Origin of the sequence: Micromonospora sp. NPDC005203, assembly GCF_042872705.1 — a bacterium.
Lineage (GTDB): Bacteria > Actinomycetota > Actinomycetes > Mycobacteriales > Micromonosporaceae > Micromonospora.
In genome coordinates, this window is record NZ_JBIAKV010000003.1 from 450,820 (window position 1) to 463,439 (window position 12,620).

Below are 12,620 nucleotides of genomic sequence, written 5' to 3' on the forward strand. Positions count from 1 at the left end.
GGCCCGGGTGCGGCCGACACCCGGCCGCCGTACAGTTCTGCCCCGTGTTGGATGTGATCGGCCTGACCACGGCTGAGGAGGAGCTCTACCGCTGCCTGCTCCAGCTCACCACGGCCCGCATCGACGAGTTGGCGCGCCGGCTGAACCGACCCCGCGACGAGGTCGTCGCCCAGGTCGAGGCGCTGCGCGCCAAGGGCCTGGTGCAGCCCACCGACAACGACCCGGACGCGTCGCTGCGCCCGACCGCCCCGGACGTCGCCCTCGGCGGGACGCTCCTGCGCCGCCAGGAGGACCTGGAGGCGGCCCGCCGACGGGTCACCCAACTGGCCGAGGAGTACCGCTCCGGGCTGCGCCGGCAGCACGTCGACCACCTCGTCGAGGTGATCGCCGGCGCCCGGGTGCTCCGCGACCGTCTGCGCGATCTGCAGAATGCGGCACGCACCGAGGTCCTCTGGTTCTGCCGCGCCAACCCCCTGGCGATGGCCGGACCGGAGAACGTCGAGCAGTTCGACGCGCTGGCCCGCGGGGTGAGCTACCGGGCCATCTACGAGCGTGACCTGCTGCTGGCACCGGGCGCGTTGGCCGACCTGGCCAAGGGCGTCGCCGCCGGGGAACAGGCCCGGGTCCTGGACCGACTACCGGTCAGACTGGCCATCGTGGACGCCCGCATCGCCATCTGCCCGTTGGTGCCCGACCGCGACGGCGGCGAGCCGAGCGCCGCCGTGATCGGCCGCAGTCAACTGCTCGACGCGCTGCTCGCCCTCTTCGAGAGCCACTGGCGGGTGGCCACCCGGTTACGCCTCGACGATCCCCTCGCCGACCCGACAACCGCCGACCGCCGCCCGGATCCACCGGACCAACCGGGCGACGGTTATCAGCCCGACGCCGACGAGGCGCGGCTGCTGTCGCTGTTCGTGGCGGGCGTACCGGACAAGTCCATCGCCTCCCAGCTCGGGGTGAGCCGGCGGACCGTGCAGCGGCGCGTCGCCGACCTGATGGCCGCCGCCGGGGTGGACACCCGGCCCGGGCTGGCGTTCCAGGTCGCCCGACGCGGCTGGCTCTGACGCGGTGGGGTCCGCCGTCGAGCGACGGCGGACCCCACCCCGGGCGGGACGGCCCCCGCCGCCCCGCCCGGTGCGCGTCAGCGCAACCCGTACGCCGCAAGCACCGTCTGCTCGACGGTGTTCCCGGCCCGGTCGGCGGCGCGCACCCGCAGCGACACCGTGCCACGCCCCGCCGGCACGGTCGCGATGTAGCGGGTGCCCGACCCCTTCGTCGGCGCGGTGCGCCAGGTGACGCCCCCGTCGAAGGAGACCTGCACGCGGACGCTGGCGCCGGTCGGCGCGGGCACCCCGGCGGGCTGGCGCAGGGTCAGCCCGAGTTGGTGCGGCCGGTCGCCGCGGACCGTGCCCTGCAGGTCGGCCGGCACCCGGTAGTCCACCTGCAACAGCGACAACGGCGTGGCGGCGTCGCCCGTCGGTCGCGCCGAGGTGAACTCCCAGGCCGTGTCGGTCCGGGTGGCGTAGCGCCACTCGTCCGAGGACCGCTTCGTGGTCAGGTCCAGCCGGTAGCGGGCCCGACCCGCCGTGGTGGGCACCGCGGCCCACCCACCGGACAGGTCGGCGATCTGCTGCCCGTCCCGGCTGACCCGCGCCTCGACGGTGTCCGACTCCTCACTCCCGCCGGCCACGCTGTAGTGCCCGTCGGCGTCGACGAACTCGGGCACCCGCAGAGCCAGGGTGTCCCCGGTCCGGGTGGGAACCGGCACCCCGCTGGCCGGTACGGCCGGGCGGACCACCGGCGCGTGCCAGGCTTCGGTCTCCCGATCGTCGGCGCCGTAGCGCCGGGGCTCCTGGTTCAGGCCGCCGGCCAGTTGCCCCCACTGCATGAACGTCAGCTTGTGCTGCACCCGGTGCTGCCACCAGTTCTCCCCGGCGCTGACGAACTCCTGCCGGGTGGTGCCGTTGCGGACCATGCGCTGGTCGTCGTTCCAGGAGTACTCCTGCCACGGGCGCCAGCCAAAGCGCTGTTCAGTGGCCCAACCCGCCCCCGTGTCGCCGTAGCTCGCGCTCACCTCGGCGGTGTTCTTCGCGGTCACGGTGTGCACGATCCGCTCCGGCACCCGGCCCTTCGACACCTGCCACACGTCGTACAGGTAGGGGCTGTCCACGGTCAGCGTCAGGTCCAGCGTCGCCCGGCCCTTCCTGGCCGCCGCGATGAGCCGCTGCCCGTCGTCGTAGGCGACCGCCATCGACGGGATCGGCAGTCGGTCCCCGATCGGGCGCCACACCGTCCACGCGGAGAAATCCGCCGGGCGAACGACAAGCACCGCCGCGGCACCGGCAGCCGCCGCGGCGGCGATCTGCTCGTCCTCGGAGCGGTTCGGGTCGGTGGCGAGCAGCGCGGCGGCGCCCCGCACCCGGGTCAGCTCAGCGGGAGTCCCCGTGCCGGCCCACACCAGCGCCAGCTTCCGCCGGCCGCTCGGCGCCGGTGACGTACCCATCAGGTTGATGTCCAGCGGACCGGACACCCCGCTGATCGTCGCATCCACCATCGGGGCGACGAGCTGCCAGCGCGAGGCGAACTCGAACTCACCCCGGCGCACCTGGCGCGTCGGCGTGACGTTGACCTGCTGAACAGTGCTGTACGACATCGCACCGTGGTCCACCTGCCGGCCGTTGCCCATCACCCGGTGCACGTAGTAGCTGAGCGTCGCCTGCTGCTCGCTCGGCTTCGGCGTCTCGATCCGCACCGGCGTGCCCTTGCGGGCGTCGAGCACCACGGTCAGGTCCCGGTCGACGGTCAGCTCCGGCTCGACGACCTCGGTCAGTTGCTCGTCCAACGGGGCGCCGTGCTCGACCATCGCGGTCAGCAGGTACGCGCCCTCCTCGACCTGCAGGGTGCCCTCGCCCGGCCACCAGCCCCAGAAGTCCGACTCGGGCTGCTCACCGAAGAGAGTCAACCCCGGCGACACGGTCAGCCGACCCTGCCGGTCCAACACCTTCACGGTCACCTGGTGCATCGGGCCGCTGACAGTCAGCCCGACCGGGGTCCGCACGGCGACGCCGTCCGTACCGGTCGCCACCAGCCAGCCACCGTGCGGACCGCGGGCCAGCTTCGCCGGGTCGGCGAGCAGCGGCACGGCCACGCTGCCGCCCGCCGGCACGGTCACCTCACCGGAGGCCGCGGCGACCCCGTCGGTCTCGGCCGCACCGCTGTCCAGGTTGCGCAGGTCCACGGCCAGCCGCAGGGTCCGCGCGACCGTCGTGCCGTTGGTGTACGTCACGGTCCGCTCGACCGCCGCACCGCCGGTGGAGATCCGGCCGAAGTCCGCGGTGGCCGAGGCGACCACCTGCTGCGTGAGCGCCCGGGCCACGTCGACGCGACCACCACCCTGCTCGAAGACGGTCAGCGCCGGGTTGGCCTTCGTGGTGCTCACCAACGCGTCCTTGAGCTTGCCGGCATTCCAGTCCGGGTGCTCCTGGGCGAGGATCGCGGCCGCCCCGGACACGTGCGGGGTGGCCATCGAGGTGCCGTTCGCGGTCGTGTAGGCGTCGCCCACCGGCGTACCCATGGTGGTGCCGGCGGCCCGCGCGGCGATGATCCCGACGCCCGGGGCGGTGATGTCCGGCTTCAGGCCGTTGTCGCCGAGCCGCGGACCGCGGCTGGAGAACTCGGCCAGGTTGTCGTCCCGGTCCACCGCGCCGACGGTGAGCGCCGCGGCGGCCGCGCCCGGCGAGCCGACGGTACGCGCCGCACCCGCGTTGCCCGCGGCGACCACGAACAGCGCGCCGGTCTCGGCGGTCAGGTCGTTGACGGCCTGGCTCATCGGGTCGGTGCCGTCGGTCGGGTCGCCGCCGAGGCTCATGCTGACGACCTTCGCGCCGGAGTGGGCGGCCCACTCCATGCCGGCGATGATGGACGAGTCGTAGCCGGAGCCACCGTCGTCGAGCACCTTGCCGATCAGCAGCTTCGCGCCGGGCGCCACGCCCTTGCGCAGCCCGGCGGACGCCGCGCCGCTGCCGGCGATGGTGGACGCCACATGGGTGCCGTGGCCGTGCCCGTCGCGGGGGCTGCCGCTGTTGGAGAAGTCCCGCGCCTCGGCGATCCGATCGGCCAGGTCGGGGTGGGTGGCGTCGACACCGGTGTCGAGCACCGCCACCGTCACGCCGGCACCGTCGCGCCCCGCTGCCCAGGCCGTCGGGGCACCGATCTGCGGCACGCTGTGCTCCAGCGTCGGGCGGACCTTCCCGTCCAGCCAGATCCGCGCGATGCCGGCGCCGAGCGTGGCCGGCGTCCCGGCGGCGACACGCTGCCCGGGCGTGCCGGCGAGCCTGGTCCACAGCCCAGCGAGGTCGCTCTTGCCCACCCGCAACGCTGCGCCGTTGATGCTCTCCAACCGCCGGGCGTCGGTGGCACCGGCGAGCGGCCTGACCCGCCCCGCGGCCTGCTCCTGGTAGCGCACGATCAGCGGCAACGCGCCCTGCTCGGCGTCGCCGTAACCGTCGGCTGCCAACTCCCGCACCTCGAAGAGCCTGGCGTCGATGATCCCGCTGGAAACGTAGGGCAGGACGTCGCTGGGCAGGACCCGCAGCCGGCCGTCGACCTCCAGGGTCTGGAAGATGACCCGCTCACGCCCGGGTCCCGGGCGGACGGTGGCGGCGACCCGGCCCGGCGCCGCCGGCGCGAGCTCGACCTGGTCGCCGGTGATCAGGGTGACGCGAACGGGTGCCGCGCCCGAGGTGGGCGTGCCCGGGTTCGGGCCGGTGGGCCGGACGGGCGGGTCGGCGGACGCCGGTGTGGCGAGGCCGACCACCAACGCGCCGACCGCGCCGACGGCCAGCCAGCGGGGGGACCAGTGCATGCGATGTGCTCCTCTACTCCGTAAGGCCCGCCATCCGTGGATGAGGGCCGATCGGAGTCTGCGACGGAGCCTGTCACCAGGTCACTAGTCGCCAGCCGCCGCAGCGGCGACATGTCGTCAGGTGGACAACTGCCGTCCACCGACGGTGTACGTCACGCTCACCGGCGGCTGCCGCGCCAACCGTGCACGGGAAGGCCGAACTTGGCGACCAGCCGGTCGGTGAACGGGCGGGCCCGCAGCCGCACGATGCGCACCGGCAGGGCGCCCCGTCGCACCGTCACCCGGGCGCCGGGGGGCAGGTCGTAGACGCGCCGCCCGTCGCAGGACAGCACGGCGAGGGTGGTGAACGGGTCGACGGTGATCACGAAGGTGGACGTCGGGGCGGTGACCAACGGCCGGCTGAACAGCGCGTGCGCGCTGATCGGCACCAACAGCAGCGCCTCCACCTCCGGCCAGACCACCGGGCCGCCCCCGGAGAACGCGTACGCGGTGGAGCCGGTGGGCGTGGCGCAGACGACACCGTCGCAGCCGTATCGGGACAGCGGCCGCCCGTCCACGTCGACGAGCAGTTCGAGCATCTGCGCCCGCTCGCCCTTCTCGATGCTGATCTCGTTGAGCGCCCAGGACTCGATGGTCGGCCCACCGTCGAACTCGGCGGTGACGTCCAGCGTCAGCCGCTCGTGCACGGTGTAGTTGCGCTCGACCACGTCACGGATCGCGGTGTCCAGGTCGTCGATCTCCGCCTCGGCCAGGAAACCCACCTTGCCGAGGTTGATGCCGAGCAGCGGCGCCTTCGCCGGCCGGGCCAGCTCGGCGGCGCGCAGGAAGGTGCCGTCCCCACCGAGCGCGAAGACGATCTCGGCGCCCTCGGCGGCCTGTGGACCGGCGACCGGCACCACACCGGGCAGGTCGAGGTCGTCGGCTTCGTCGGCGACCACCCGTACCTCGAAACCCGCGGAGATCAGGTCGGCGGCGACCGACCGGGCATGTTCGGTGCTGCGCCGTCGGCCGGTGTGGGTCACCAGCAGCGCGGTCCTGCTCATCGGGCCACCCGCCCGACCCGGCCCGAACCGTGCCACGCCACCGTCATCGTCGCCCCGACCCGGCCGCGTATCCTCCCGCGGACCGTCGCGGTGCCCTCGCTACGCGCGTTCACCCTGCGACCTCCTCCGCCGCCACGTCCGGCACATCGCCGACCGTCGGGCCGTCCGGCCCGGCCGCCACCACCGCCCGTACCCGCTGGGGTTCGGCCGGTGGCGCGCCCCGGCGCAACCATACGAAGAACTCCACGTTGCCGCTCGGCCCGGGCAGCGGACTGGCCGCCACGTCCGCCAGTCCGAGACCGAGCCGCGCCGCCGCCGCCGCCACGTCCAGCACCGCTTCGGCGCGCAGTTGCGGATCGCGCACCACACCACCGGCGCCGACCCGGTCCCTGCCCACCTCGAACTGCGGCTTCACCATCAACGCCAGGTCACCGTCGTCCCGGGTGCAGCCGGCCAACGCCGGCAGCACCAGCCGCAGTGAGATGAACGACAGGTCGGCCACCGTGAGGTCGACCGGCCCGCCGATCACGTCCGGCTCGAGGGTACGGACATTGGTGCGCTCCAACACCCGGACCCGCTCATCCGTACGCAGTGACCAGGCGAGCTGCCCGTAGCCGACGTCCACCGCCACCACCTCGGCGGCGTCGGCGCGCAACAGCACGTCGGTGAAGCCACCCGTCGACGCGCCGGCGTCCAGGCAGCGCCGGCCGGCGACGCGCAGCCCACCGGCCCCGAACGCGGCCAGCGCGCCCACGAGCTTGTGCCCGCCTCGGGAGACGTACTCCTCGGTCGGGTCCTCGCCGGTCACCAGCAGCGGATCGGCGGGGTCGACCATCGCGGCGGCCTTGCGCGCGACGACCCCGCGCAACTGGACGCGGCCGGCCTCGACCAACGCGGCGGCCTGCTCCCGGGAGCGGGCCAGACCACGGCGGACGAGTTCGGCGTCCAGCCGGTTGCGACGTGCCATGGGTGGTTCTCCGGTCTGCTCAGGCCTGGTCGTCCCACTCAGGTCTGGTCGATGGTGGCGAGGGTCTCGCGCAACGTCTCGTAGGCCGCCTCGTACTGGGCAATCTGGTCGGCCGGGGCCAGCGTCGCCGCGTTGGCCATGGCCCGCACCGCGGCGTCCACCGCCGGGTGCCGCGCCTCGTCGTCTTCGACGTCGGGCAGCGGGCCGGGCCGGACGCCCATGGGTGGGCCGGGCCGGACTGCGCCACCGGCTGGTGGGCCGGGCCTGGCCGCTCCGCCGCCCGGTGGGCCGGGCCGGGCTGGGAACGCCGCGTTCGGTGGTGGGCCGGGCCGGGCCGGGAACGACCCGCCGACCGGTGCGCCGGGCTGGCTCATTCGGCGTCGTCCGGAGGCTGCTTGCGGACGGCCTTCTTGGCCGGCATGACCGCGGGAGTGGGAGCCTCGTCGGCGTCGCCGAGCGTCGCTGGCGGCTTCTTGGCGATAGCCTTCTTCGCCACGGCCTTCTTCGCCACGGCCTTCTTCGCCACGGCCTTCTTCGCGACGGCCTTCTTCGCGACGGCCTTCTTGGCCACCGGGGCACCGGCCGAGGCCTCGGAGGGCACGAGACCGCTCACGGGCCGCGCGGCCAGCGCGGGGTCGGGTTGCGCCGTGCTGCCGCCTGCAACCGGATCGGCAGCGGCCGGCGCGGCGAGCGGTGCGGCAGCGGCCGGCGCGGCAGCAACCGGATCGGCAGTGGCCGGCGCGGCGAGCGGCGCGGCAGTGGCCGACGCGGCGAGCGGTGCGGTGGTCGGCTCGGCGGCACGCGCCTCGCGGAGCTGCCGTTCCAGGTCGTGCACCCGTCGGGTCAGCTCGGCCACCTCGTCGGCGGTGGCCAGCCCAACCGCGCCGAGTGCCCGGTCGACCTCGAATCGGACCAGCTTGGTCAGCGCCTCCCGGTTGGCGGCGCCGGTGGTGACCAGCTCCTCGCCGAGGGCCTGGAGCTGCGCGGCGGTCGCGCCGCCGGAGCCGACGAGACGACGGGCCACGTCCTGGGCCTTCTTCCGGGGCGCCTCCGCGAGGCCCATGGCCAGCTCGAGGTAGGCGCGCCACGCGTCCTGCATGCCTGAGTCCTTCCACGGGGCGGGGTGTGCAGGTGTCACGCTACCGGGCACCCCGGACGAACCCGTGCGGTACGGTGCCGAGGACGGCGTGGCGATCAACGAGGGGGAGATGTGGCCAGCGTGGACGAGTGCCGGCAGGCTTTGCAGGAGCTGGCTGCCCGGCTGGATCGCAACGCCGAGACGGTGCGCGAACGGATCGACCTGGACCGGACACTGGCCTGCCGGATCACCGATCTGGACACCGCATTCCACGGCCGGATCACCGGCGGTCGACTTGTCGAGTTGACCGACGGCGACGACCCCAAGGCCAAGATCGCGCTGAGCACGTCCAGCGATGACCTGCTCGCCCTGGTCCGCGGCGACCTGGACGTCACAAGCGCGGTGACCTCCCGCCGAGTGTCGATCAAGGCCAACCCGTTCGATCTGCTGAAGCTGCGCAAACTGCTCTGACGAGCCCGGTCAGGCAGCGGCGGTCACACCGAGGCTCTCCACCGCGTGCGTCGCGTCCGGGCCGATTGGGCGGATCTTCGGCAGCGCCGGCTCCGACGCCGACCAAGCCACCGCGCAGAGTGCCGCCACCGCGTCCAGCGACCGACCTGAGCCGGCCAGCTCCAGGGTGCCGTCGCGGTCGGTCACGGACCAGCCAGCGGCGTCCGCCGCGCCCGGGACCCGCACCGCAGCCGCCGGGTCGAAGAGCCCCGCCAGGTCATTCGCCACGTACGTGGGACGCCGCTGCGGAGGGGCGGCCAGCAGATCCGGTACGCCGTGGACTCCGGTGAGCACGAGCAGGCTGTCCAGCCCGGCACGGCGGGCACCCTCGATGTCGGTGTCCAACCGGTCACCCACCACGAGGCTCCGGCCACCTCCCGCGCGCCGAGCGGCGGTCTCGAACAGCGCCGACTCCGGCTTGCCGACCACCACGTCCGGATCCCGTTCCAGCGCCGTGCGCAGCACCGCCACCAGCGACCCGTTGCCGGGCAAGGGACCTCGCCCACTGGGCAGTGTCCGGTCGGTGTTGGTGGCGATCCAGAGCGCTCCGGAGCGCACCGCGATCGACGCCTCGGCCAGTTCGGCCCAGCCGACCTGCGGCCCGTACCCCTGCACCACCGCGGCCGGATTCTCATCGGCTTTGCTGACCGGGGTCAGGCCGACGGCGCGCAACTCCGCACGTAGGGCCTCCGCGCCAACCACCAGCACCGGGGCGCCGGCGGGCAGCCGATCCCGCAGCAGCTCGGCCGACGCCGCCGCGGAGGTGAGCACCTCCTCCGGCCGGGCCGGCACACCCATCCCCGTCAGCAGGTCGGCGACCTCGCTGGACCGGCGGGACGCGTTGTTGGTGGCGTACGCCACCGCCCGGCCCTCGTCGTGCAGCCGGGCCACCGCCTCGACGGCGCCGGGGATCGGCCGGTCGATCAGGTAGATCACCCCGTCCAGGTCGAAAACGACAAGGGTGTACCCGTCGACCAGCCGCTCCCCCGCGCCCCCGTTCACCGCTGCGTCGGCTCCGACTCGTCGCCCCGGGTGGGGGCGGTCTCGTCGGCGTTCACCGTGTCGCCGGACGTCACACTGCCGTCGGCAGCGGTGTCCGCCTCGGCGTTGCCGGCCTCGTCCGGGTGACGGTCCTCGTCCTCGTCGACGGAGTCCTCGTCGTCGCCAGGACGGGCGACCGCACCGTCCCGCTCGTCGTCGTCGAAGTCCTCGTCGTCGTCGTCTTCATCATCGTCGTTGTCGTCGTCGTCGTCGTCTTCGTTGTCGTCTTCGTCGTCGTCTTCGTCGTCGTCGTCGTCGTCGTCGAAGTCCTCGTCGCGGTCTTCGTCGCGGTCGTCGTCGTTCGCGCCGGTCAGGTCGGCGTCCGGTTCCGCCGGAACCGCTCCCGGAGCGCCCGGGCCCGCGGCGATCTCCTCGGCGGCTTCGTCCTCGTCGTCGCCCTCGATGACCACGCCGTCGAGTTCCAGCAGCCGCTCGGCGGCGTCCGTCTCACCCTCGGTGTCGACGTCAGCGGCACGGGAGAACCACTCGCGGGCCTCCTCACGCCGACCAACCGCGAGCAGAGCGTCGGCGTACGCGTAGCGCAGCCGAGCCGTCCACGGCACCGTCGCCTCGCTGGTGAGGTCCGGGACCTGGAGCATCGCGACCGCGGCGTCCTTCTGCCCGAGGTCACCGCGGGCACCCGCGGCCACGATGAGCAGTTCGATCGCGACGGCCTGGTCCAGCTTCTCCCGGTCGGCACCACGGAACAGGTCGATGGCCCGCTCCGGCCGGCCGAGCGCCCGCTCACAGTCCGCGAGCACGGCCAGGTGGCTCTGCAGACCACTCATCCGGTGGTACGTGCGCAGCTCGGCGATCGCCGACTGCCACTCCCCCGCGTGGTACGCGGCCAGACCGACCGCCTCACGGACCGCGGAGATGCGCGACGCGAGCCGCCGGGCGGCCAGCGCGTGCGCCAATGCCTCGGCCGGGTTCTCGTCGATCAGCTGACCCGTCGCCACCAGGTGCCGGGCCACCGTCTCGGCGACCGGCTTGTTCAGCGAGAGCAGCTCAGCGCGAACGTCCTTGTCGAGGTCGGTCGCGACGATGTCGTCCGGCAGGGCCGGGGCCGAGCCACGCCCACCGTCGTACGAGTCGGAGCCGCCAGCACTGTCGTCACGGCGGAACTCCCCCTCGCGACGCGGCCGATCGTCGGCCCGGAAAGCACCCGCCCGGTCGCCGCCCCGGTAGCCACCCTCACGGTCGCCACCCCGGAAGCCACCGCCGTCACGCGGCCCACTCGGCCGAGAGCTGTCCCGGTCACCACCTCGGAAACCACCCTCGCGGGGAGCACCGCGGTAACCGCCTTCGCGAGACGCGCCGCCTTCCCGACGGTCACCGCCCCGGTAGCCGCCGTCACGGTCACCGCCGCGGAAGCCACCCTCACGAGGCGCGCCGCCGTCACGCGGTCCACTCGGCCGGGAACCGGCCCGGTCGCCGCCCCGGAAGCCACCCTCACGCGGGGCGCTGGAGCGCGAACCATCGCGGTCACCACCACGGAAACCACCCTCACGACGGTCACCGCCGCGGAAACCACCCTCACGGTCGCCACCCCGGAAGCCACCCTCACGGTCGCCACCCCGGAAGCCACCCTCACGCGGAGCGCTCGAGCGCGAACCATCACGGTCACCACCACGGAAACCACCCTCACGACGGTCACCGCCGCGGAAACCACCCTCACGAGGCGCGCCGCCATCACGCGGGCCACTCGGCCGGGAACCGTCGCGGTCACCACCACGGAAGCCGCCCTCACGGCGGTCACCGCCGCGGAAACCACCGTCGCGGTCACCACCACGGAAGCCGCCCTCACGGCGGTCGCCGCCGCGGAAGCCACCATCGCGGTCACCGCCACGGAAACCACCCTCACGCGGGGCGCTGGAACGCGAACCGTCCCGGTCACCACCACGGAAACCACCCTCACGACGGTCACCGCCGCGGAAGCCACCATCGCGGTCGCCGCCGCGGAAACCACCCTCACGCGGAGCGCTGGAACGCGAACCGTCCCGGTCACCACCACGGAAACCACCTTCGCGCGGAGCGCTGGAGCGCGAACCGTCCCGGTCACCGCCGCGGAAGCCACCTTCGCGCGGAGCGCTGGAACGCGAACCGTCCCGGTCACCACCACGGAAGCCGCCCTCACGACGGTCACCCCCGCGGAAACCACCCTCACGAGGGGCGCTCGAGCGCGAACCGTCGCGGTCGCCGCCCCGGAAACCACCCTCACGGGAGGGGCCGGAACGGGTGCGATCGCCACCCTGATAGCCGCCCTCACGGCGGTCGCCGCCGCGGAAACCACCGTCGCGGTCGCCGCCCCGGAAACCACCCTCACGCGGGGCGCTGGAACGCGAACCGTCCCGGTCGCCACCACGGAAACCACCTTCGCGGCGGTCACCGCCGCGCAATCCACCGTCGCGGTCACCGCCGCGGAAGCCACCTTCGCGCGGGGCGCTGGAGCGCGAGCTGTCCCGGTCACCGCCGCGGTAACCGCCCTCGCGGCGGTCGCCACCGCGGAAACCACCTTCACGCGGAGCGCCCGAGCGCGAACCGTCGCGGTCGCCGCCGCGGAAACCACCCTCACGCGGGGCACCGGAGCGCGAACCGTCGCGGTCGCCACCCCGGTAACCACCCTCACGCGGAGCGCCCGAGCGCGAACCGTCGCGGTCACCGCCGCGGAAACCACCCTCACGCGGGGCACCCGAGCGCGAACCGTCCCGGTCGCCACCCCGGTAACCACCCTCACGGGGAGCGCTGGAACGCGAACTGTCCCGGTCACCGCCACGGGAACCAGCGTCACGGCCGCCGGCATAGCCGCCGCGAGCGCTGTCGCGGTCTCCCCGGTACGGGGGCCGGCCTTGGTCATCGCGGCGCGGGCCGCGGTCGCGTCCGCCCGCACCGTCAGTACGGTCTTCGTAGCGACGGGGACGGTCTCCGCCCTGCGGTCCTGAACTCACAGGTACATCCTTCCTGATTGCGCCACCAATGGCGCTACGCAGTCGAGGGCCGACCCGGATGGGGCGCCCCTCGACTGGAAGATTGTCCGGCGGCGTCCTACTCTCCCACACCCTCACGAGTGCAGTACCATCGGCGCTGGAGGGCTTAGCTTCCGGGTTCGGAATGTAA

General features: G+C 73.7%; 10 protein-coding genes and 1 rRNA gene. 3 read left to right on the forward strand and 8 right to left on the reverse strand.

The window, feature by feature from the left end:
* The first annotated feature begins 44 nt into the window (after positions 1 to 44).
* Positions 45 to 1,064 carry a helix-turn-helix domain-containing protein gene (locus ACFYPM_RS11715; RefSeq protein ID WP_387194406.1) on the forward strand — a complete coding sequence of 340 codons (1,020 nt, stop codon included), beginning with the start codon at positions 45 to 47 and terminating at the stop codon, positions 1,062 to 1,064.
* 77 nt (positions 1,065 to 1,141) lie between these two features.
* Here ACFYPM_RS11715 and ACFYPM_RS11720 read toward each other — a convergent pair whose 3' ends face one another.
* The 5 genes from ACFYPM_RS11720 to ACFYPM_RS11740 all read right to left on the reverse strand — a co-directional run bounded on the left by ACFYPM_RS11720 (position 1,142) and on the right by ACFYPM_RS11740 (position 7,973).
* Positions 1,142 to 4,864 (reverse strand): S8 family serine peptidase, encoded by a 3,723-nt coding sequence (locus ACFYPM_RS11720; protein ID WP_387194409.1) that lies wholly within the window; start codon positions 4,862 to 4,864, stop codon positions 1,142 to 1,144.
* A gap of 158 nt (positions 4,865 to 5,022) precedes the next feature.
* Positions 5,023 to 5,907 carry an NAD kinase gene (locus ACFYPM_RS11725; RefSeq protein ID WP_387194412.1) on the reverse strand — a complete coding sequence of 295 codons (885 nt, stop codon included), beginning with the start codon at positions 5,905 to 5,907 and terminating at the stop codon, positions 5,023 to 5,025.
* 109 nt (positions 5,908 to 6,016) lie between these two features.
* Positions 6,017 to 6,874, reverse strand: a complete 858-nt coding sequence (locus tag ACFYPM_RS11730) for a TlyA family RNA methyltransferase (protein ID WP_387194416.1) — start codon at positions 6,872 to 6,874, stop codon at positions 6,017 to 6,019.
* 38 nt (positions 6,875 to 6,912) lie between these two features.
* Positions 6,913 to 7,248: a hypothetical protein gene (locus ACFYPM_RS11735; RefSeq protein ID WP_387194419.1), complete on the reverse strand. Its 336-nt coding sequence runs from the start codon at positions 7,246 to 7,248 to the stop codon at positions 6,913 to 6,915.
* The gene (locus ACFYPM_RS11740; RefSeq protein WP_387194422.1) at positions 7,245 to 7,973 is read right to left on the reverse strand and encodes a phasin family protein; all 729 of its coding nucleotides are present in this window, start codon (positions 7,971 to 7,973) and stop codon (positions 7,245 to 7,247) included. The genes ACFYPM_RS11735 and ACFYPM_RS11740 overlap by 4 nt, the downstream gene beginning before the upstream one ends.
* Positions 7,974 to 8,084: 111 nt before the next feature.
* Between ACFYPM_RS11740 and ACFYPM_RS11745 the strand changes: the two genes are divergently transcribed.
* Positions 8,085 to 8,423, forward strand: a complete 339-nt coding sequence (locus ACFYPM_RS11745) for an SCP2 sterol-binding domain-containing protein (protein WP_088947517.1) — start codon at positions 8,085 to 8,087, stop codon at positions 8,421 to 8,423.
* A gap of 9 nt (positions 8,424 to 8,432) precedes the next feature.
* Here the strand turns inward: ACFYPM_RS11745 and ACFYPM_RS11750 are convergent, their stop codons facing one another.
* Together ACFYPM_RS11750 and ACFYPM_RS11755 are read right to left on the reverse strand one after the other, a co-directional pair.
* Positions 8,433 to 9,464, reverse strand: a complete 1,032-nt coding sequence (locus tag ACFYPM_RS11750; protein ID WP_387194425.1) for an HAD-IIA family hydrolase — start codon at positions 9,462 to 9,464, stop codon at positions 8,433 to 8,435.
* Positions 9,461 to 10,477, reverse strand: coding sequence for a hypothetical protein (locus ACFYPM_RS11755; protein ID WP_387194428.1), 1,017 nt, complete (start codon positions 10,475 to 10,477; stop codon positions 9,461 to 9,463). Before ACFYPM_RS11755 ends, ACFYPM_RS11750 begins: the two co-directional genes overlap by 4 nt.
* Between ACFYPM_RS11755 and ACFYPM_RS11760 the strand changes: the two genes are divergently transcribed.
* Positions 10,412 to 12,445, forward strand: coding sequence for a hypothetical protein (locus tag ACFYPM_RS11760; protein WP_387194456.1), 2,034 nt, complete (start codon positions 10,412 to 10,414; stop codon positions 12,443 to 12,445). The genes ACFYPM_RS11755 and ACFYPM_RS11760 overlap by 66 nt on opposite strands.
* A 90-nt stretch (positions 12,446 to 12,535) precedes the next feature.
* On the opposite strand, the gene rrf is transcribed toward ACFYPM_RS11760, so the two are convergent.
* Positions 12,536 to 12,620, reverse strand: a 5S ribosomal RNA gene (gene rrf, locus ACFYPM_RS11765); the annotation flags it as partial.

What these genes read in the sequence shown, in the direction of transcription:
- ACFYPM_RS11720 (WP_387194409.1), bottom strand. Translation starts at nt 4,864, where the DNA reads ATGCACTGGTCCCCCCGCTGGCTGGCCGTCGGCGCGGTCGGCGCGTTG.
- ACFYPM_RS11725 (WP_387194412.1), bottom strand. Translation starts at nt 5,907, where the DNA reads ATGAGCAGGACCGCGCTGCTGGTGACCCACACCGGCCGACGGCGCAGC.
- ACFYPM_RS11730 (WP_387194416.1), bottom strand. Translation starts at nt 6,874, where the DNA reads ATGGCACGTCGCAACCGGCTGGACGCCGAACTCGTCCGCCGTGGTCTG.
- ACFYPM_RS11735 (WP_387194419.1), bottom strand. Translation starts at nt 7,248, where the DNA reads ATGAGCCAGCCCGGCGCACCGGTCGGCGGGTCGTTCCCGGCCCGGCCC.
- ACFYPM_RS11740 (WP_387194422.1), bottom strand. Translation starts at nt 7,973, where the DNA reads ATGCAGGACGCGTGGCGCGCCTACCTCGAGCTGGCCATGGGCCTCGCG.